Raw genomic sequence first — 20,594 nt, 5'->3', positions numbered from 1 at the left:
GCGAATGGGAGGGAAAAAGTTGCCGAAGCAAAAAAGTAAGGGGATGACTATTACAGCAATTGCTTCTATTCCCCTGATTTTAGTGTTGGGAAATTCCATGCTTATTCCAATCTTGCCGAAAATGAAAAGTGAGTTGGATGTTTCCCAGTTTAAAATCAGTTTGATCATAACGGTGTTTTCTATGGCTGCGGCTGTATCCATCCCCATTTTAGGCTATTTATCCGATCGTTTTTCCCGTAAGGCCATTATTATTCCGGCACTTATTTTATATGGAGGTGGAGGGATACTGGCTGGCGCAGCCTCTGCATGGTTTTCCAATGCGTACCTATGGGTTTTGGCCGGAAGAGTTATGCAAGGGATTGGCGCTGCTGGCACCGCTCCTATCGCTATGGCTTTGACTGGAGATCTTTTTAAAGGCGGAGAACAAAGTAAAGTGCTTGGGCTTGTTGAGGCATCGAATGGTTTTGGAAAAGTCATAAGTCCGATTCTTGGATCATTGCTGGCAATGATTATATGGTATGCTGCATTTTTTGCATTTCCCTTTTTTTGTCTTATCTCCATTCTTTTGACGCTATTTTTCGTAAGGGAAAAGAAAAAGGATGAAGAACCACCAGGTATCGGGAATTACATTAAGGGATTGGTATCTGTTTTTAAAAATGAAGGACGATGGCTTTTTGTTGCCTATTTTACTGGTGCTGCATGCTTATTCACGCTGTTCGGGATATTATTTTACATATCCGATATTCTTGAAAAAGAACATCATATTGATGGTTTATTGAAAGGCGGAATATTGGCTATACCACTATTATTTATGACTTTAACTTCCTATATTACCGGAAGCAGGATTGGAAAGAACATGAGATTAATGAAAAAGCTGATTATTATTGGATTAATATTAATGACAGCGTCGTTTTCAATATTAGTCTTTTTTAAGGGGTTGATCTCTTTCATCTCTATTTTGGTTTTCAGCAGTATAGGAACAGGACTTGTTCTTCCCTGCATTAACAGCTTTATTACTGGGTCAGTATCTGCGGAACGCAGAGGCTTTGTCACTTCTTTATATGGGTCTGTCAGATTTTTGGGAGTCGCCATCGGTCCGCCGGCTTTTAGCGCAATGATGGATTGGTCAAGATCAGGGATGTTTTTGGTCACTGCCAGCATAACGTTTTTGGCCATGTTGTTATGTCTGTTTTTCATCCGGGTGAAGAAAGAGGAATCTTCTACAGGCAGCGGCACGTTATTTGAGCAATTAAAGTTCACATAAAGGAGCGAATCAAAGTGGAAATATATTTTTCACCTGAGGTGATAAACCCGCATTTTCAGCTATTGAATATTATGGATGCAAAAGGAAAAGCGGTTGGAAATATTGCTTTTTTATTTGATGAAAAGAAATTATATGTACATGGTCTTTTGGAGGAAAAAGGGGTGGAAGCCGACTTCAAGGATTTGGTCACTCCCTATTTAAAAGGGTTGGCAAAAGCGAAAGAAGGATTGGATATTTATTCCTGTTTATATTCAGGTTGTGAAAAAATTGAGATCAACGATGAAAGCAAGGACGGAAATGGATAAACCGGAAAAAGGGCCTTGAGCAAGAGCAAGGCTTTTTTTCTTTGTATATTCTGAAAACTGCATGTTATACTTAGCTATATCAAACTGAAAGGACCTTTTCCAATGTGAGATTTCCTATCCTTTTAAAAAACTGAATAATTTTTACAAAGGGGATAGGAAATGATCCATAATAAAAGTTCATTCCGTCTTTTATGGATGAGTCAAGCATTGGCCAACTGTGGTGATGTATTCTATATTGCCGGGATCATCAGCGTTATTTTTCAGATTTCCGGATCGGCTTTTATGATGGCTTTGGTTCCATTCTTCATTACCTTATCAAGATTTTTGGGCAGTATCTTTGCGCCCTTGTTCATTGACCGATTTTCCTTAAAACGGATTGTGTCCTTAAGCCATCTGATCAAGGCTATTCTAATGGCTATTTTGGTTGCTTATATTTGGAGATTTGGTAAAGTATATGGCATCTTTCCGGCCATTTCCTTGATTGCATTTGTTGATGGATATGCGGCGCCGGCCCAACGCTCTATGATTCCTCTTTTGGTTGAAAAGATCGCACTTGTAAAGGCAAATAGCTTATTTTCTATTGTAGAAAATATTGTGGAGCTCGGAGGGTGGCCAGCCAGCGGGATTTTGGTCGCCCTTTTTAACGGTGAAATATTACTGTTCATTTCACTCTTTTTATTTTTCATCTCCTTCATCATGGTCAGTTTTATTGATTATGCTGAAGAAAAAAAGATCAGTAATCCGCCCGAAAAATGGATTGTGTTAAAGGAAGGGTGGGCAGCCCTTTGGAGGACTCCTTCCTTCAAAACGATTGCTATTATCGACTTGGTTGACTCAATGGCTAACGTTGTCTGGATTGCAGCCATTCTTTATGTATACGTCGAGGAAATCTTAGCTAAAAATGAAGCATGGTGGGGGTACATCAACTCTGCTTTTTTTGCGGGACTCTTATTGAGCGGTATCGGATTATACCGAATCGGAGAAAGCGTGAAAAGTAAATTGCATGTAGCCATTATTTTCGGAACGATATTTTCCGGAATTTTCACCTTCTGCTTCGGTCTCTCTTCCATACCGTGGCTGTCGCTCATATTATCTTTCTTGACAGGCACTGTTGCTCAAGTCAAGCTACTTGGCCAACAAACAGTCGTACAATTAAAAGCTTCAGCCAGTCTGTTGCCTAAAGTCATCTCAGCTAGAGAATCCATCTCAACAGGGGTTTTTGGAATCTCTTCCTTGATGATGGGCTTAGTGGCGGAATATTTTGGAGTTCAATCTGTTTTTGTTATAGCAGCCTTATTACAAATATCTGTTGGTTTCTGGACTTGGGCCAATCAACAAGCATTGCAGATATAATGTTTGGGGAGCAGTTAGCTGCTCCCTTTTTCACTTTCACCTGCTGACTTATGCTACACTTTATATATAAATGAATCACTCGAAAACTTTGCTGTAGAGGTGAGGATTTGACATTGTATTATGAAGAACATGGGTACACTGAAGGATCATTGATTGTGTTTTTGCATGGGGGAGGCGTGAGTGGTTGGATGTGGGACCAGCAGCTGGAATACTTTCACGATTATCATTGCATTGTCCCAGATTTGCCTGAACAAGGACGAAGCAAAGGTGAGGAAAAATTCTCCATTCGATCAAGTGCAGAAAAGATCATTGATTTGATTGAAGATAAAGGAAAAGGGAAGCAAGTCATCCTGATTGGGTTTTCACTAGGTGCCCAAATCACCATACAAATCGTTTCGATGAAGCCAGAGCTGATAGACTGTGCCATCATCAACAGTGCGCTGATAAAGCCGATGCCGTTAGGCTGGAAATTTCTAAAACCGTTCGTTAAATTGTCTCATCCGTTGACAAAATGGAAAACTTTTTCAAAACTGCAGGCAAAGGTGTTATATATACCTGAAAATGATTTTGAAAAATATTATCAGGAAACTTGCGATATGGAAGTGGAAACCCTTATCAGAATATTGGAAGAAAACATGTCGTTTAAGGTGCCTTCCGATTTCAAACTTGCCTCTTCAAACATGTTGGTAACAGTTGGGGAAAATGAAAACAAGCTGATGAAAAAATCTGCAAAAGACATTGTAAATAGCAATCTAAATTGCCATGGAGTCCTTATATCTGGAGTGGGTCATGGCCTGTCTCTAGCCAATCCGGAACTGTTTAATAAAATGGTAAAGGATTGGATAGAAAAGCATAGCAATATGGAAGATGAAAAATTCACAAGTATACCGTAATTGAATTATGTAAACTAAAGCGCGTTGTTTTTAAACTTTTCCAGGCAATTTTTGCAAATACAAGTTTTATATAGATATTCATGAGGAACTTGTTCAAAAATTTCTTTCGGAAATGACTCTTGACTGCACCAGCAAATGCCAAGTTTTTTGTCCAGAGAGTAGCAGCAGTTATTATGGTGACCGCAAATAGGACACTCTTCACCTTTATTTTTCAAAGCTTCCCACCACCAGAGTTTATTTTTCTCGACGATTATATTCTAGTTGAAACAAAGCGGCCCTGCAAACGTATATAAAATACAAGGGGGGATCACATTGAAATATTTCATGATGGGAATTCTTCTGTCTGCTATTTTAACGGTGCTCAGTTTATCAGTTTGGGGGATGAATATGGCTATTAACATTACCGGGGGAATCGGGCTTCTTCTCCTCATCCTAAGCATGATCATATTGGGGTCAATGGTAAGCGGTGACCGGATGCGAGCCAACTTTGCTTCTGAATCAATGGAAGAAAGGCATAAAAGAACGAGTGTAAGTACGAGATTGTTCCTAATGGGATTACCTAACCTAGTTGTGTCCGGATGTCTCTTCTATTATTTTAGCTGAAAACCTATTCTATACGGGAACCGTAAAAATATCTAATAACTTGCCAAAGTTCGAGGTTAAAAAAGAGGTGTCACCAGACACCGCTTTCTTAGAAATATAAATATTTCAGCCGCCATTTTTATTTGTTCAGAACAGTTCTTTTTAATAAGAAAACAACTTATTCAAATACAACCATTTCTCCGACGTCTCTAAACCCAAAGCGCTTATAGATATTGATTCCATCATCAGAAGCTTGTAAAACAACTGGTTTTTGTTTATCCTTTGTTTGATTTAGAAGGAAATGAAACATTTCACTCCCATAACCTTTACTTCTATAACTTTCCTTCGTCATGACATCATAAATACCGTAGCTACCTTGACTTTCAATTAATAAACCTGTAGCTACAGTCATTTCTGGCAGGCATCCAATAAACATTTGAGCTTCTGAACCTAGTTTTACTCGTGAAAACTTAGTAAAAAAATTATCTAACGCATCTTTTTCTGGTGTACCTTCAAACAGGCCCATAAAAACCCCCTTATACTCCATGAGCTCTTCATGATTACCTACTTTGATTATCTTAAGCTGATGAGATATTCTTTGACCTACATTAAGCGTATTTTCAAGTTTCATCATTACATTACGTTCTGCTTCTTGCAAGTCATATTCTTGTATAATTCTTTTCCAGTCATTGTTCAAATACTGCGTATTAACCCAAGTACTAAAGGGATATTCTTTAAAAGAAAAATGATCAATTCCTTGTCTTATCTTAACGACATTTTTGATATTTGGAGATTTCGGCAACAATACATTGAATGTATCAGTCGGAATTTTTGTGTTCGCTATGACGAAATCTTCTTCCTTTTTAAGTTCTCCACTTATAGCATGAGTAAATCTTTTTAATTTTTCTTCAAAATTGTTTATAACTAATTCTTGATCTGTCATCGTGTTTTTGCACCTTCCAATTTCATTCAGCGCGAGCTCTTATTATGATAGAGTCGAATAAACTTTAAAACAACAGAGTTCACGGGATTTATATCCTCCCGTAATCTTCAGAATAATTTACTATTTTTTAACTTCATTCAGCAGAAATCTCCCACTTCTATATGTGGTGAGATGAATGCATATTGGTATTCCATTCAGTGGGGGTTCAAACCCTTGCTGAATAAAGTCAAAGCCTCCGGCGATGCCACAGATTTTTAGAGGAAATTTATCAAGCGGAGCTCGATAAAATCTGGGCGTAAGTACGCCAAAGCGCATTTGATAGTGACAGCTATGTTTTGGCTGCCTGTTTCCTCTCAGTCAACTTCAACCAAATTCCCCCAGTTGAAATGGCAGTAGCCAACAGCCCAAACGGCAAAACGTATCCATTGGTCCAATCGACTAATAAACCGAACAGGGCAGGAGAAGCTACAATGAAAAATTGGTTTAAGGTCAGGGCAAAGCTGACTGTCAGTCCAATAAAACGATGGTCAGATCTTTCAGCAATCATGACGATGAATAAGCTATACCAGCCAATGCCGAGAAATCCAAAAAAGAAACAAAGCAAGCCGACGGCCCATAGTGGCAAATGAATGGACGAAAGAAGTAATATGATAATAATGAAAACAGTTGACCAAATCGTCATTTGTAGAGGCTTGCTCCGGTTGCCATGAAAAAGATTGTCGCTTATCCATGCAAGTATCACCCTTCCAAACATGCCACCAACCAAGGCAAGACTTAACAGGGAACCAGCCAGACCAAGGTTTAAATGAAAGGCATCCTTTAAGAAGCCTATTAAGTGAGCAACGATAATGAGCTGTACAGAAACCATCGTAATACCAATGAAAAATACAGGATACAATTGAGAATTATTTTTTACACGGATCAATTTTTCCTTGAAGGTATATTGTTTTGCCTGTTCTGCATCTATTCCCGAATTTTTATAAATGAAAAGGAAGATCACCCCGCCTGCCACCGCTACACTAGCTTGCAGTAATATGGTAGAGTGCAGACCGAAGTGGTGGAAAAAGAAAGGCAGTGATGCAGCCGCTGCTGCTCCGCCAATCGGTATTCCAGTCTGCCGTATACCCATGGCAAGTCCACGCTGCTTGCCGGGAAACCATTTGACGATTGCGCTGCTGCCCCCAGGCTGTGCGGTTCCATACCAAATACCCACAAATAATAGATTGGTCAATAAAACTATGTAACTATCAATTGAATAGGCTATAAGCGTATTGACGCCAAGCAAAATGGAACCTAATCCCACCACCCATTTTTCACCGTATCTATCCATTAAATCCCCAAAAATCATCATGGAAAAAATCGGTCCGAAATTGACCACTGAAACAATTAATCCAGTTTCAAATTGCGTAAGATTGTATGCTTGTTGATAAAAGGCAGCCATTGGCCCCATTCCGAAAATAACAAAAGAGGCACAGGTTTGGGAAAATGTGGCGACCATCAGAATAAACCATTTATAATGTATTCCATCACTATTCGTAGCCAAATCACCCATATGCCATCTCCTCTCAAATTTATATATTTTATGTTCAAGCTTCTTCGGATACAGAAGTAGAAATAGGTTGTTTCCTTATTTCTATACTAGTATTATAATAACAGCATGGATTTATTTGAAAAGAGGGTTTTCATTGAAAAAATCAATATATGGCTTAACAATAGATCAACTGACAGACTGGCTTGTCGAGCACGGACAGAAAAAATTCCGTGGGCAGCAAGTGTGGGACTGGCTATATACAAAGAGAGTAGACAGTTTTTCGGAAATGAAAAACGTAAATAAAGACTGCTTGGAGCTACTGGATGAAAATTTTTCCATTCAAACACTCAAACAGGCAGTAAAGCAGGAATCCCAAGATGGAACAATCAAATTTTTATTTGAGCTGGAAGATGGCAACCTCATTGAGACTGTTCTAATGAGCTTTCATTATGGACTATCCGTTTGTGTCACAACGCAGGTCGGTTGTAATATTGGCTGCAGTTTCTGTGCCAGCGGACTTTTGAAGAAAAACCGTGACCTGAACAGCGGCGAAATTGTCGGCCAAATTATGCAGGTACAAAAATTCCTTGATGGACGCGGAAAAGATGAACGGGTGAGCCATATTGTTGTAATGGGAATCGGAGAACCATTTGACAATTATACAAACCTGATGAATTTTCTGAGGGTCGTCAACGATCCAAAAGGGCTGGCAATCGGTGCAAGGCATATTACAGTCTCAACTAGCGGACTTGCCCATAAAATTTATGACTTTGCGGATGAAAATTTGCAAGTCAATCTCGCTTTATCTTTGCATGCTCCTAACGATGAACTTCGTACACAGATTATGAAAATCAACCGGGCTTTTCCAATAGCCAAGCTGATGGAGGCACTTGATTATTATTTAGATAAAAGCAATCGAAGGGTCACAATCGAGTATATTTTATTAAAAGATGTCAACGATCATGAGAAAGAAGCTTTGGAATTGGCCAAGCTTCTTGAAAAAAGAAGGCATCTTGCATATGTAAACCTGATACCATATAACCCAGTCGGCGAGCATGGCCAGTATCAACGAAGTGAGCCTGAGTCTATTCGGATATTCTTTGATACGCTAAAGAAAAAAGGAATCCATTGCGGAGTTAGAATGGAGCAAGGCACTGATATAGATGCAGCATGCGGTCAATTAAGAAGTAAACAGATCAAAAAGAGAAAATCAGCAGTTTAACATTTGGAAAAAGCGGATGGTCACGGGATCATTCGTTTTTTTCTGATACAGGATTGTTCTGAAATTGAATGCTCTGACTTGTTAAATGAAGGATATTCAATTACGTTAGGGAGGAATGGATATGTTTGCAGCTGGCCAAAAAGACATGCAGCAAATGGATCAATACACGATAAATAGAATAGGACTTCCCGGCGTTGTGTTAATGGAGAATGCCGGCGTCAAAGTGGTACAAGAGATTATCAGTCATCTCCCTCCTGAAAATCCGAAAATTGTAGTGGTAGCCGGATCAGGGAATAATGGGGGAGACGGATTTGTTATAGCCCGACGGCTGTATGATGAAGGATATGATTGTCTCCTTTGCCTTGCAAGTCATCCAAAGCGGATAAAAGGCGATGCAAAGATTCATTTCGATGTTTATTTGAACCGAGGGCTGCCTATCCAGTACATTCATCAAAATCCAAAAAAGACTCTTCCTGCAATACTGGAGCGGGCAGATATAATTGTTGATGCCATTCTGGGAACCGGGGTAAGTGGGGCAGTCAGACAGCCTTACGATGAAATCATCCTAATGATAAACACACTCGCTCAAGAAAAAATGATTGTTTCTGTAGATGTTCCTTCAGGTTTAAATAGTGACAGTGGCAAAGCGGAGGGGCCTGCAATCAAAGCCGATCAAACGATTACATTTGTTTACCCCAAAAAGGGGTTCTTCTTGCAGGACGGACCTATACACGTTGGGAGCTGGAAGACTGTCGACATTTCTGTTCCACCTTCCTGTGCCAAAGACATTGATTTGACCATGCCAGTGGTAATCACAGAAGCTCTTGTAAAAGCATTGGTACCGAAAAGACCCATCGAAGGGCATAAGGGAACATTTGGACATGTCCTTGTGCTAGGGGGATCACGTCAATATGTCGGTGCCCCGCTGTTTACAGCCAAAAGCGCACTACTTTCAGGAGCGGGTCTTGTTACATTGGCTATTCCGGAGAATATTTATCCAATGGCAGCAGTGCAAGTGCCAGTAGCCTTGTTTTCCCCTCTATCAGAAACAGATGGGCATTTTTCTGACCGCTCCATTCATGAAATTACCTCCAGGACCCAGGAATTTGATGTGATCGCAGTCGGTCCGGGTATGAGCAGATTTCCAGAAGGTGAAAAATGGATGGAAACATTATTTCAATCCGCTACAGGGCAAACGATTGTCATTGATGCGGACGCCCTGTATTTGTCCCGAAACCATTTGCAATTACTAAAAAACTATAAAGGTGATATCATTTTTACACCTCATCCAGGAGAGATGGCAGGTTTATTGACCATGCCAGTGATGGAAGTAGAGGAGGAGCGAATTGAACATGCCAAAAGATTTGCACAAAAGTATGGTATTCACTTATTGTTAAAAGGCCATCGCTCCATCATTGCGTCTCCGCAGGGAGAAATTTTTATTAACCCTGTTGGTCATGATGCTCTTGGTAAGGGAGGCAGCGGGGATGTCCTGACGGGTTTGATTGCATCGTTCATCGCGCAGGGAGCCCAGCCTTTAGACGCAATGATTGCAGCAAGTTATTTACATGCAAAAGCTGGAGAGGAGAAGGCAAAAGAATATTCCCATTACGGTGTGACTGCTCCTGATTTGATTGAGGGCGTGCGTGAAATATTGAATAGGCTCGTGTGTTATTAGGATAAAAAAGGGAAAAATAGATGAGGATTATTTTGAAGTTTTTAGCTTACAGTATTCCCTTCTTTATAGTATTGTTACTATGGGCTTATTTTCGATATGATGATTGGCAATGGAAAAACAACATACTACAGGCTGTTTTTTGGGGGATTTTTGTCCCTTCTTATGATGTGGCTTTTAAAAAAATAGCAGACTGGAGACAGAGGAAACTCCCATTTATGAAAAATTCAACAGGAGTTGGTATGAGATATCTGATAATAACCAAAAAATCAACACTTTTTTATTATACGTTTTTGAAAACGCTGAAATAAATCAATAAAAGGACGATGCATTAATTGGCAAAAATAAATAATGTTCGCCTTATCGTTTTATCACTTAGTCCTGTTTTATCACAAAGTGCCGAAATTCAGGCGCATGCTAGACGAAAATTCGGCACATCCTATTTAGTATAATGGATTGACGGCAAAGGAGATGATTTCCCTGCTATTGAACTTAACAGACACGAAGGATAAGGAAATTCTCCATTCGATTTTAAGTACGATTGATGAAGGAATCCATGCAGTTGATGCAAACGGTGTAACGATTTTTTATAACCATGTGGCTGCAAAGCTTGATGGTGTGGAAGGAGAAGAGGTCCTTGGCAAGCATGTGCTGGATGTATTCCCTTCCTTAACAGTTGAAACCAGTACATTATTGAAAGTGATCCATACAAGGAAGCCCATCCATAACCAGCATCAATCCTATTACAATATTCGAGGCGTGTTGATCGATACGGTTAATACGACCCTTCCAATCACAGTAAATGGGGAAATAGTTGGGGCTGTAGAAATTGCCAAAGACCTGACTAGAATCAAGCAGTTGTCAGAAAAACTGCTTGATTTACAAGCTAAGGTGGAACCCGCCACCAGCCAGCCGCAGCCAACAAAAGGAGAATCGGGAGCAAAGTATCAGTTAATAGACATTATCACGAATGACCTTTCCTTCAAACATTTAAAAGAAAAAGCAGCTAAAGTCGCTCAAACATCATCCCCCATATTAGTTTACGGAGAAACGGGAACCGGGAAGGAATTATTTGTTCAAGCGATCCATAATGCATCGCCTCGCAAATCTGCACCTTTCATTGCACAAAATTGTGCGGCAATCCCGTCATCACTTTTGGAAGGGATCCTGTTCGGAACCTCAAAAGGCAGTTATACTGGCGCAACAGATCGTCCTGGATTGTTTGAAATTGCTAATGGAGGAACTCTGTTTCTTGATGAAATCAATTCTATGCCACTCGATATCCAGGCAAAGCTATTAAGGGTTCTTGAAAACGGACTCATCCGCAGAGTAGGAGGAACGAAAGAGAATCTTGTCAATGTTCGGATCATAGCAGCTATGAATGAACCGGCAGAAAAATGTATAGAGGAAAAAACATTGCGGTCAGATCTGTATTTCCGCTTAAATGTTGTCAATTTGAACATTCCTCCGCTCAGGGAAAGAAAAGGCGATATTGCTATACTGGCGGAGCATTTTGTCCGCAAATATAATTTTCAATTCGGCAAGCTGGTCACACAAATCAGCGATGAAGTTTTGGAATTGTTCCATGCCTATTCTTGGCCGGGCAATGTCCGCGAGTTGGAGCATGCCATCGAATCTGCTATGAACATCATGGATGGACACACAATTACAATAGAACATATCCCTCAGCATATTGCTGGCTTCGAAGGGACATCTATTCATGAAACGAATCGCATTAACCTAAAACCGCTCAGAGAAGCTTTGATGGAAACGGAAAGAAAACTGATTACTGAAGCGTTAAGAAAAACCGACGGGAATATACAGCAAGCCGCAAAATTACTGAACATTCCTCGACAAACTTTGCAATACAAGCTGACAAAAATAAATATCGAAAATTGAACCGCCGAATATTCGGCGGTTTTTTACATATATATCGGGTCTCTTCAATCTGTTTTTGAATGAAATACCTCTGATCTGATAAGGTTTACGCGGTTTTCAATAAAAACTTCTTGCGTTGGCACATAACTTGCAATATATTTAACTGAGCTCCACGAAAAAAGTAAACATGTGATCTAGTAGCTTTGTAAACGGTGTCACATTCTTCTTTTTATATGGATTCTCTTAACTAAGAACAGATAGAAAGATTGGGAGGAGAAGCTGTTATGAGTATAGACATTTCGCAAGTTGAAAAATTAATGAACAAAAAAACAAACCATTCCAAAGCTCCGCTTTATGAGGCGCTTTGTCAATATGAGGAAAGCAATCGAACATCCATGCACGTTCCTGGCCATAAGGACGGAAGAGTCTTTGACCAAAAAGGATATGATCATTTTTACGATGTTTTAAAAATAGACGCGACTGAATCTGTTGGAATTGACGACCTGCATCATCCGACTGATTTTATTGCTGATGCACAAGCTCTAGCTGCAGAGGCATTCGGTTCTGATCATACTTTTTTCCTGATTGGAGGCAGCACGGTTGGAAATATTGGGGCAGCCCTTACATTATGCGGACCTGGAGACAAGATCCTTGTTCAGCGTAATATGCACAAATCGGTATTCCATGGATTGCTGTTGGCTGGCGCTCATCCAATTTATATTGCTCCGGCTATTGAATCAACGACCAAAGCAGCTATGGTTTCAGATATCTATTATATTGAAGAAGCATTGAAGCTTCATCCGGATACAAAAGCCGTCTGGATTACTAATCCCAATTACTATGGCATGAGCCAAGATGTTTCACGGTTGGCCGAGACTTGTCATCAAGCAGGGGTTCCATTAATCGTTGACGAAGCGCACGGCGCCCATTTCGGACAGTCGGAATCAGTTCCACCATCCGCACTTTCTCAAGGGGCTGACCTTGTTGTTCAATCCACGCATAAAATGCTGACAGCCATGACGATGGCTTCCATGCTTCATGTGAAGGGGGATTTGATTAACCGTGAGCGATTGGCACAAATACTTGGTATGATCCAATCGACCAGCCCTTCTTATCCATTACTTGCATCATTGGACCTTGCCAGAAGATATTTGGTTGAAAAGGGTAGAGACGAGCTGAAAAAAACAGTAGAATTAGTTGAAAAGAGAAGAGTCCAGCTTGCCGAAGAATTAGAGACGCTTGCGATTTGGGAAGGAAGCGTTGAAGTCCATAGAAGAGACCCATTAAAATGGATTATTTCCTGCAAGGATGAAACAGTAACTGGATACCAATTGCTTGATCTATTCTATGTAGAGGGGTGCACAGCAGAAATAAGCGATCCCCGCAATATCGTTTTCTTGTTTTCACTGAATGAAAAAGAAGACGATATTGAAAAAGTGGTGAAAGCAATCAAATCGATCGACAAAAAGCTGAAGCAGGTGAAGTTCACCCATGAGGAGACAAAAGAGATCGTTCTTTTTGCAGAAGAAGGAACACTTCAAAAGCCGGCTTTATCCTTGGGTACAGCATTTCACAAGCCACGCCATCGCATGAAGCTAGAGGATGCAGTAGGTTCATACTGCGCGGAGACTGTCCTTCCGTATCCACCTGGAATTCCACTTTTGACACCAGGGGAAGAAATAACTCAAACCCATGTCGATACAATCAAGCAGCTTCATGAAATGGGCGCTTATTTCCAAAGCCCATCAGATGACACTATGAAAACACTCTACGTCATAAAATAGTCGCTTATCAACCCAGCCGCGACTAGATTAAAGCGGCTGGTCTCTTTTAAAATCATAAAACGAAAGTTGAATGCGAGGATTCAAACAACAAATAATGGGTGAAGAACCCCAGTAGACAGTCATAAAAGGAGGAAATTATCTGTATGTCAAACAATGCCGCCCAACAAACCTATATTGCAGAAAATGAGACAAGAAGCGTGGATGCGGCTCAACCTGCCCAAGAATTAAAAAGGAATTTAAAGTCAAGGCACTTAACGATGATCGCCCTTGGCGGTACAATTGGAACTGGTTTATTTCTCGCCAGCGGAACGGCTATTCATACTGCCGGTCCTGGTGGCGCACTCCTTGCCTATGGGGCTATTGGGATTATGGTTTATTTCGTCATGGTCAGCCTTGCGGAAATGTCCGCTTTCTTGCCAGTAGCCGGTTCCTTCAGCACCTATGGTACCCGTTTTGTCGATCCGGCTTTAGGTTTCGCGCTAGGATGGAACTATTGGTATAATTGGGCTATTACAATAGCGTCTGAATTGGCAGCGGTTACTTTAATTATGAAATTCTGGTTTCCAAACAGTCCTTCCATTCTATGGAGCGGCCTGTGTTTAGCGATTATCTTCTTATTAAACTATCTTTCTGTCAAAGGTTTTGGGGAATCGGAATATTGGTTTTCCATGATTAAAGTTGTAACCGTTATTGTTTTCTTGATTGTCGGAGTCCTGATGATTTTTGGCATAATGGGTGGAGAGTTTATCGGATTTAAAAACTTTAATATTGGTGAAGGGCCGTTTAATGGCGGATTCATGACCATTTTGGGTATATTTATGGCTGCAGGGTATTCTTTCCAAGGGACAGAACTATTTGGTGTTGCAGCTGGTGAAACGGACAACCCTGCCAAGTCCATTCCGAAAGCTGTACGTTCAGTTTTCTGGCGGATTCTTCTGTTTTATATTTTCGCCATCTTAGTCATCAGCTTGATTATTCCATATACAACAGAAAGTTTGACTAGCGAGGATGTAACCGTAAGCCCTTTCACACTTGTTTTTGATCAGGCAGGTATTGCTTTTGCTGCATCTGTCATGAATGCGATCATTTTAACCTCTGTCATGTCTGCCGGAAGCTCTGGATTGTATGCCTCAACTCGAATGTTATGGGATTTGGCTCGAGAAGGGAAAGCACCAAGATTTTTTGGTCAACTTGACAAAAGAGGCGTGCCCGTCCGGGCTTTGGTTGCTACCTCATTGGTCGGCTGTCTCGCATTCCTTGCCTCCTTTTTTGGCGATGGAGCGGTCTATATTTGGCTGCTGAATGCCTCAGGGATGTCCGGTTTTATTGCATGGGTAGGAATCTCACTCAGCCATTATCGTTTTCGCCGGGCATACGTTGCACAAGGAAGAAGCCTGGATGACCTTCCATATAGAGCTAAATGGTTCCCATTTGGACCTTTATTTGCCCTGGCTCTTTGCATCTTAGTTATCCTTGGTCAAAACTACAGTGCTTTTACAAGCGGTTCCATCGACTGGAACGGCGCGCTTGTCTCCTATATTGGACTTCCTTTGTTCATAGCAATCTGGCTGGGGTATAAAATCATGAAGAAAACAAAGGTCGTCCCGTTGAAGGAATGTGACTTCAACATGGTCAAAGGGACTGTCGCCAATCGACCTAGCGATATGAATTTGAAGTAGAACTTTTCCATTATCAAATGCGCCTTGGCGTATTTGCGCCCAGATTTTATCGAGCTCCGCTCGATAAATTTCCTCTGAAAATCTGTGGCATCCGCCGGAGGCTTTGACTTTATTCAGCCGGGGTTTGAACCCCCACTGAATGGAATACCAATAGGCATTCATCTCACCACTTATAGAAGTGGGAGATTTCTGCTGAATGAAGTTAAATCAAAAGCCGTAATCTTGATCAGAAGGTTACGGCTTTTTTGTTGTCTGCTCCTGTTTGAACCAAATTTCAATATAACTTGATTTTTAAAACACAGAATAAACGAATGCCTTAATCAATAAAATGAAAATAAACCGCAAGTGATTTGAAATGGTGCCAATCAGAAGGAGTGATAAAATGGGAAACATTACCGGGAGAGATTTTATCGCCCGTTTGAACAGAATGAATACGGAAATTTGGTTGGATGGCCAAAAGGTCAAAGGGCCAATTTCTGAACATCCTGCTTTCAAAGGAGTCATTCAGACGATATCATCCCTTTACGATTTGCAAAATGATCCTAAGATAAAAGGTGAAATGACCTTTTCCATTGATGGACAAAAAGAATCGGTTGGACTTTCTTATTTGCAGCCAAAGACTAAACAGGATTTACAAAGCAGAAGAAAAATGATCGATCACTGGGCAAGGCATACTCACGGAATGATGGGCAGAAGTCCTGATTATATGAATACAGTCCTTATGAGCTACGCTGCTTCTACCCCCTTGTTAAAAGGAAAAGAGAATTGCTTTCCTGAAAATATCCAATCTTTATATGAAAGAGCCATGGTGAATGACTTATCATTCACCCACACTTTTATTACTCCGCAAATCAACCGTTCTCAACTTAATTTAGGCTTTTCAACGGAACCTGTTTCAGCCAAAGTGATCGAAAGAAATAACAAAGGACTTGTCATCAAAGGGGCACGGCTTTTGGCAACACAGGGAGGATTCACGGACGAGGTATTGGTTTATACCGCCCCAAAATTATTCTTTGATCCAGACGAAGCCTTTGCCTTTTCCATTCCTTCTGATACAAAAGGACTTAAATTCATATGTAGGGAGTCATTTGTTGGTGGGGATTCTTCTTTCAACTACCCCCTTAGTTCAAAATATGAGGAAATGGATTCAATTGTTGTATTTGATCACGTGTTGGTTCCTTGGGAGAGGGTATTTTTCTACAATAATGTCGATGCAGCAACGGACTTTAAGCTACGAAGTTCCTTTTACCCTTTTGCCTATCACCAAGTGATTACCAGACAAATTGCCAAAACTGAGTTTATCCTGGGTGTCGCTCAATTAATGGTCGATACAATCAATATCGACGAATATCAGCATATTCAAGAAAAGCTTTCAGAAATTGTCATTGGGCTTGAGACAATGAAAGCTTTACTGGAGAATTCAGAAAATGATGCGGGATTGGATGAATTTGGAGTTATGCGTCCAAGTATGCTTCCATTGCAGGTTGCTGGAAATGTATTTCCAAAAGTATATCCCCGCTTTTGTGAGATTATCCAATTAATAGGAGCCAGTGGGATGGTAGCTTTACCGACTGAAAAAGACTTTGAAAGCAGTATTGGAACAGATCTGGAAAAATATCTTCGGGGAGAAAATAAATCTGCTCCGGACCGCGTGAGACTGTTTCGGTTGGCATGGGACCTGACAATGAGCCCGTTTGGAACAAGGCAAACCCAATATGAAAGGTATTTTTTCGGCGACCCTGTACGTTTATCCAGCTTTTTATACCAAAATTATCCTAAAGATTACTATAGAGATATAATTGAGCAATTTCTAAAAAAATAAAAGTGTTTTAGCAATAACCCCAATTGACTATATTGAAAGATTATAATAATATCGTTTTATATTCATCTGATGAATATGGCGCTTTCCTCTTTAATTAGAGGATTTTTATTTTCCATTACAACTTTGAAAGCGCTATCGAAATATTAACAAATCTATGAATTGGAGTGAAAATGATAAGCCAATCAGATAGATATGACTTCAAGAAACAAGGCACGAAGATATAAAGGAGATCGTTGAAGTTTCCAATCTGGTATTTGGGCCTGATATCGCTTTTGTACCAGAAGAATTGGAAAGCCAACTTGAAATTTTCCCCGAAGGTCAGGTTTGTATTAAGAATAGGGATCATGGAAGGGTTGCGGGATTTTGCTCCAGTTTGATTGTTAATTTCGAAGATTATGGTATCAATCACTCACTCACTTGGAGAAATTACGGATAATAATTTTATCCGTAACCATAATCCTGAGGGAGAAACACTATACGGTTTCGATGTCACCGTTCATCCGGAATACAGAGGTCAGGGCTTAGGAAGACTTTTATACGAAGCTCGCAGGCAGATTTGCAGGACACATCAAAAAATATAATGTTCGGCGGGCGCATCCCACATTTTCATATGTATGCTGACAAGCTTCCTGTAAGCGAATACATAGAGCGGATGATAGAAGAAAAAATTTATGATCCGTTTCTTACATTCCAGTTAAGAAACGGGTTCACTGTGAAAGCCATCATGGAAAATTACCTTCCCGATGACCAGGAATCACTGACATACGCTACTTTGATGGAATGGGTTTATCATTGATTCAATCATGAATGGGGGAACAAGTGTGAATACGACAAAAACATCGGTACAGAAATTAAATAAATTAGACCACTCTAAAGCTCCACTATATGAAGCGCTCTGTTTATATGAAGAAACAAACCGCATCTCTATGCATGTTCCGGGACACAAAAACGGACGTGTATTTGACAAAGCCGCTCAACATCATTTTTCCAATGTATTAAAAATCGACGCGACTTGCATAAAAGGAATAGATGACCTACATCAGCCAACTGGCTCGATCCTTGAAGCACAGAGCTTGGCAGCCGATGCTTTCGGGGCTGACCAAACATTCTTCCTTGTGGGTGGAAGTACAATTGGAAACCTAGGAATTGCACTGACAGTTTGCAGTCAAGGAGACAAAATCCTCGTTCAACGAAATATGCATAAGTCGGTATTTAACGGTCTGCTGCTTGCTGGCGCCCACCCAATTTACATAGCTCCTGCCATTGAATCTAATACAATGACGGCAATGGTATCTGACCTCCAGCATATTGAAGAAGCATTGGCAGAGTATCCTGATATTAAAGGGGTATGGGTGACAAACCCGAATTATTATGGAATGAGCCAAGACATTTCCCGATTGGCGGAAGTTTGCCGGCAGGCTGGAATTCCGTTAATTGTTGATGAGGCACATGGCGCACATTTCGGCCAAGCTGAGGAGGTTCCACCTTCAGCCCTTTCAATGGGGGCAAGTCTAGTGATCCAATCAACTCATAAGATGCTAACCTCTATGCATATGTCCTCGATGCTTCATGTAAACGATGATATAGTGGATCGCGAGAGGTTGGCTAGGGTGCTAGGTATGATCCAGTCAACCAGTCCGTCGTATCTGCTTCTTGGCTCTCTCGATCTTGCAAGAAGATATTTGGTGGAACACGGAAGGAATCATTTAAAAGAAACAATTCAAAGATTGGAAAATAGAAGAGGAGAGCTGGCAACAGAACTGAAATCACTAACAATTTGGTCAGGAAGCTCGGAGGTTCAACGCAGGGATCCGCTTAAATGGATTATCGCTTCCAAAGATGGGGCTATTTCCGGATATCAACTGCACGACCTTTTTAATGACCAAGGGGTTGTGGCAGAAATCAGTGACCCTCGTAATATCGTATTTTTATTTTCCTTAAATGAAAAAGAGGAAGATATTGATAAAGTAGTAAATGCAATAAAAGCGATCGATCAAAAATTGCAGGGATTGTCCTTCATTCCAGTTGAAAAGAACGATATCATCATGTTCGAAACGGAAGGGACATTATATGAGCCAAAAATAAGCCTGCAGGACGCTTTTAACAGGAAGCGCCATAAGGTCGAACTAGATGAATCCATCGGTTCTTTCTGCGCTGAAACGGTTCTCCCGTACCCTCCTGGAATCCCGTTATTAAATCCAGGAGAAGAAATAACAAAAAGACATGTAAATACAATTAAGCAGTTGCATGAAATGGGAGCATACTTCCAAAGCCCTTCGGATGATTCGATGGAGACTTTGTATGTAATCAAATGATTTTGTGCCGGGTAGAAAACCCGGCTTTTCTCAAAGAGTAATTTCTCATGATAATGACTTTAAGTGTAAGACTGTCTCCTTTGCGGCGGTTAATATCGGAGTCTTGCAGTCGATTTCATCAGCTACATGCTCCATACTGTATTGTGAGAGCACGATGACATCCACTTGATGTTGGATATCTTTCACCATGGACAATACCCGGGAATCATGCTCTTTCTTTTTTCCTTTGGAAAGGAGATGGAGCGCTCCATCGTCCACCTTGGAAAGCAATTCTACATTTGGCCTCTGTCTCGTTAAATAGTTACTTAACGCGACTGGCGTTTCCTTAACGGTGGAAACGAGGCCAATCTTTTTATATTCCAGCGCTTTATCAAGCATTGCTTGATCTGAACGGAAAATCGGAACTTGGAAAATGGTCCTCAGAACGTCAACTGCATCGTTAAACGCTGAACATGTCAGTTGAATAACATCCACTTTTGATTTGATGGCCAGTCTGAACAAGTCTATGAATCGATCAAGCATTTCTTTTGTTAATAATCCATCCCTTTCCATCATGTTTAATAGACTTGAATCCAATAAATGAACATATTCAATTTCAGGAGCATGTTTTTCAAATGCTCTTTCTATCGGCTGTAATGAATTCCTCGTCGCCGAAATCAATGCTACTTTCATCCCAATCACCTTTTATTGATTAAATTTAAATCATTTTTGATATTATAACTGTACTAAAAAAGTATGAGGTTGAAAACGAATAATGTCATGAGTTAACGCAATCAGGAGATGCCGAAGCAAAGTATGATTGTGACATCCCGCCTTAGTTTTACTATCTAGAAACAATCAAGTGTTCAAAAAACTTCCTTTTGACGGAAAAGAAATTTACTATTCGTAGAAAGAGGACGATGATAAAAACACATGTGTAAAAAGGGTTTGGGGCTACTTTGAAATATTTAGCCCCAACTGCAAGACTTTCACTGAATACTGTTACTTCTTTGTTCTCTAATTTTTTAAAGGTGTGGGAGTACACTCTTTAATCATTTCTGGTGTTCCCCAATCGGTCAGCTACAGTTTTAGGTGGTAAACCGTTCATAATTAATATCATAACATGTGTATGACGTAGCCCATGAGGTGTTATTTTTCTGATGTTGATTTCCCCTTTAGCGAGTTGAGCGTAAATTGATTTAACTTCATTTGGCAGAAGTCTCCCACTTCTGTAAATGGAGAGATGAATGCCTATTGGTATTCCATTCAGTGGGAGGGCAAACCCCAGCTAAATAAAATCAAAGTTTCCGGCGGACGTCACAGATTTTCAGAGGAAACAATCGGGCGACGTTTCTCGTCGCCACCGTCT

20 protein-coding genes are annotated in these 20,594 nt (G+C 40.5%); 15 read left to right on the top strand and 5 right to left on the bottom strand.

Annotation, left to right across the window (positions count from 1 at the left end):
• The first annotated feature begins 4 nt into the window (after window positions 1-4).
• The 4 genes from D5F11_RS24515 (at window position 5) to D5F11_RS24500 (ending at window position 3,815) form a co-directional block, all read left to right on the top strand.
• A complete protein-coding gene (locus D5F11_RS24515) occupies window positions 5-1,264 on the top strand; it encodes an MFS transporter (RefSeq protein ID WP_249409996.1) in 1,260 nt (419 codons plus the stop codon).
• A 14-nt stretch (window positions 1,265-1,278) separates the two neighbouring features.
• Window positions 1,279-1,569 (top strand): hypothetical protein, encoded by a 291-nt coding sequence (locus tag D5F11_RS24510; RefSeq protein WP_120118997.1) that lies wholly within the window; start codon window positions 1,279-1,281, stop codon window positions 1,567-1,569.
• Window positions 1,570-1,728: 159 nt separating this feature from the next.
• Complete coding sequence (locus D5F11_RS24505) at window positions 1,729-2,922, top strand: MFS transporter (RefSeq protein WP_120118998.1); 1,194 nt, start codon at window positions 1,729-1,731, stop codon at window positions 2,920-2,922.
• Between the two features lie 107 nt (window positions 2,923-3,029).
• On the top strand, window positions 3,030-3,815 hold the full coding sequence (locus D5F11_RS24500; protein WP_120118999.1) for an alpha/beta fold hydrolase: 786 nt from the start codon (window positions 3,030-3,032) through the stop codon (window positions 3,813-3,815).
• A gap of 14 nt (window positions 3,816-3,829) precedes the next feature.
• Here the strand turns inward: D5F11_RS24500 and D5F11_RS24495 are convergent, their stop codons facing one another.
• On the bottom strand, window positions 3,830-4,030 hold the full coding sequence (locus D5F11_RS24495) for a cysteine-rich CWC family protein (protein WP_120119000.1): 201 nt from the start codon (window positions 4,028-4,030) through the stop codon (window positions 3,830-3,832).
• Window positions 4,031-4,127: 97 nt separating this feature from the next.
• Between D5F11_RS24495 and D5F11_RS24490 the strand changes: the two genes are divergently transcribed.
• The gene (locus D5F11_RS24490; protein WP_120119001.1) at window positions 4,128-4,418 is read left to right on the top strand and encodes a DUF5316 family protein; all 291 of its coding nucleotides are present in this window, start codon (window positions 4,128-4,130) and stop codon (window positions 4,416-4,418) included.
• A gap of 157 nt (window positions 4,419-4,575) precedes the next feature.
• Here D5F11_RS24490 and D5F11_RS24485 read toward each other — a convergent pair whose 3' ends face one another.
• The gene (locus tag D5F11_RS24485; RefSeq protein ID WP_120119002.1) at window positions 4,576-5,340 is read right to left on the bottom strand and encodes a GNAT family N-acetyltransferase; all 765 of its coding nucleotides are present in this window, start codon (window positions 5,338-5,340) and stop codon (window positions 4,576-4,578) included.
• Window positions 5,341-5,668: 328 nt separating this feature from the next.
• The gene (locus tag D5F11_RS24480) at window positions 5,669-6,892 is read right to left on the bottom strand and encodes an MFS transporter (protein ID WP_120119003.1); all 1,224 of its coding nucleotides are present in this window, start codon (window positions 6,890-6,892) and stop codon (window positions 5,669-5,671) included.
• A 133-nt stretch (window positions 6,893-7,025) separates the two neighbouring features.
• Between D5F11_RS24480 and rlmN the strand changes: the two genes are divergently transcribed.
• The 10 genes from rlmN (at window position 7,026) to D5F11_RS24435 (ending at window position 19,246) form a co-directional block, all read left to right on the top strand.
• Window positions 7,026-8,093, top strand: a complete 1,068-nt coding sequence (gene rlmN, locus D5F11_RS24475; protein ID WP_120119004.1) for a dual-specificity RNA methyltransferase RlmN — start codon at window positions 7,026-7,028, stop codon at window positions 8,091-8,093.
• 121 nt (window positions 8,094-8,214) lie between these two features.
• Complete coding sequence (locus D5F11_RS24470) at window positions 8,215-9,771, top strand: NAD(P)H-hydrate dehydratase (RefSeq protein ID WP_185830901.1); 1,557 nt, start codon at window positions 8,215-8,217, stop codon at window positions 9,769-9,771.
• A 32-nt stretch (window positions 9,772-9,803) separates the two neighbouring features.
• Window positions 9,804-10,079, top strand: coding sequence for a hypothetical protein (locus D5F11_RS24465; protein ID WP_126646680.1), 276 nt, complete (start codon window positions 9,804-9,806; stop codon window positions 10,077-10,079).
• A 175-nt stretch (window positions 10,080-10,254) separates the two neighbouring features.
• On the top strand, window positions 10,255-11,667 hold the full coding sequence (locus tag D5F11_RS24460; protein ID WP_120119007.1) for a sigma-54 interaction domain-containing protein: 1,413 nt from the start codon (window positions 10,255-10,257) through the stop codon (window positions 11,665-11,667).
• 263 nt (window positions 11,668-11,930) lie between these two features.
• The gene (locus D5F11_RS24455) at window positions 11,931-13,430 is read left to right on the top strand and encodes an aminotransferase class I/II-fold pyridoxal phosphate-dependent enzyme (protein WP_120119008.1); all 1,500 of its coding nucleotides are present in this window, start codon (window positions 11,931-11,933) and stop codon (window positions 13,428-13,430) included.
• A gap of 143 nt (window positions 13,431-13,573) precedes the next feature.
• A complete protein-coding gene (locus tag D5F11_RS24450; RefSeq protein WP_244862056.1) occupies window positions 13,574-15,109 on the top strand; it encodes an amino acid permease in 1,536 nt (511 codons plus the stop codon).
• A gap of 382 nt (window positions 15,110-15,491) precedes the next feature.
• Window positions 15,492-16,931 carry a 4-hydroxyphenylacetate 3-monooxygenase, oxygenase component gene (gene hpaB, locus D5F11_RS24445; RefSeq protein ID WP_120119009.1) on the top strand — a complete coding sequence of 480 codons (1,440 nt, stop codon included), beginning with the start codon at window positions 15,492-15,494 and terminating at the stop codon, window positions 16,929-16,931.
• 395 nt (window positions 16,932-17,326) lie between these two features.
• Window positions 17,327-17,512: a GNAT family N-acetyltransferase gene (locus D5F11_RS27645; RefSeq protein WP_245998318.1), complete on the top strand. Its 186-nt coding sequence runs from the start codon at window positions 17,327-17,329 to the stop codon at window positions 17,510-17,512.
• The gene (locus tag D5F11_RS27640) at window positions 17,488-17,727 is read left to right on the top strand and encodes a hypothetical protein (protein ID WP_244862055.1); all 240 of its coding nucleotides are present in this window, start codon (window positions 17,488-17,490) and stop codon (window positions 17,725-17,727) included. The genes D5F11_RS27645 and D5F11_RS27640 overlap by 25 nt, the downstream gene beginning before the upstream one ends.
• A gap of 25 nt (window positions 17,728-17,752) precedes the next feature.
• A complete protein-coding gene (locus D5F11_RS24435; protein ID WP_245998317.1) occupies window positions 17,753-19,246 on the top strand; it encodes an aminotransferase class I/II-fold pyridoxal phosphate-dependent enzyme in 1,494 nt (497 codons plus the stop codon).
• Window positions 19,247-19,291: 45 nt separating this feature from the next.
• Here D5F11_RS24435 and D5F11_RS24430 read toward each other — a convergent pair whose 3' ends face one another.
• On the bottom strand, window positions 19,292-19,918 hold the full coding sequence (locus D5F11_RS24430; RefSeq protein ID WP_120119011.1) for an aspartate/glutamate racemase family protein: 627 nt from the start codon (window positions 19,916-19,918) through the stop codon (window positions 19,292-19,294).
• Window positions 19,919-20,273: 355 nt separating this feature from the next.
• Window positions 20,274-20,441, bottom strand: a complete 168-nt coding sequence (locus D5F11_RS27635; protein ID WP_280519782.1) for a tyrosine-type recombinase/integrase — start codon at window positions 20,439-20,441, stop codon at window positions 20,274-20,276.
• Window positions 20,442-20,594 lie beyond the last annotated feature (153 nt).

The sequence above is a fragment of the Siminovitchia terrae genome, from assembly GCF_003605405.2.
In the GTDB taxonomy this organism is placed as follows: Bacteria; Bacillota; Bacilli; order Bacillales; family Bacillaceae_C; genus Siminovitchia; species Siminovitchia terrae.
This window is presented reverse-complemented; position numbering and strand designations above follow the sequence as displayed.

Coding starts and splice junctions, on each gene's coding strand:
- D5F11_RS27645 (WP_245998318.1), top strand. CDS start 17,327: ATGGTATCAATCACTCACTCACTTGGAGAAATTACGGATAATAATTTT.
- D5F11_RS24505 (WP_120118998.1), top strand. CDS start 1,729: ATGATCCATAATAAAAGTTCATTCCGTCTTTTATGGATGAGTCAAGCA.
- D5F11_RS24455 (WP_120119008.1), top strand. CDS start 11,931: ATGAGTATAGACATTTCGCAAGTTGAAAAATTAATGAACAAAAAAACA.
- D5F11_RS24430 (WP_120119011.1), bottom strand. CDS start 19,918: ATGAAAGTAGCATTGATTTCGGCGACGAGGAATTCATTACAGCCGATA.
- D5F11_RS24470 (WP_185830901.1), top strand. CDS start 8,215: ATGTTTGCAGCTGGCCAAAAAGACATGCAGCAAATGGATCAATACACG.
- D5F11_RS24515 (WP_249409996.1), top strand. CDS start 5: ATGGGAGGGAAAAAGTTGCCGAAGCAAAAAAGTAAGGGGATGACTATT.
- D5F11_RS24480 (WP_120119003.1), bottom strand. CDS start 6,892: ATGGGTGATTTGGCTACGAATAGTGATGGAATACATTATAAATGGTTT.
- hpaB (WP_120119009.1), top strand. CDS start 15,492: ATGGGAAACATTACCGGGAGAGATTTTATCGCCCGTTTGAACAGAATG.
- D5F11_RS24450 (WP_244862056.1), top strand. CDS start 13,574: ATGTCAAACAATGCCGCCCAACAAACCTATATTGCAGAAAATGAGACA.
- D5F11_RS24485 (WP_120119002.1), bottom strand. CDS start 5,340: ATGACAGATCAAGAATTAGTTATAAACAATTTTGAAGAAAAATTAAAA.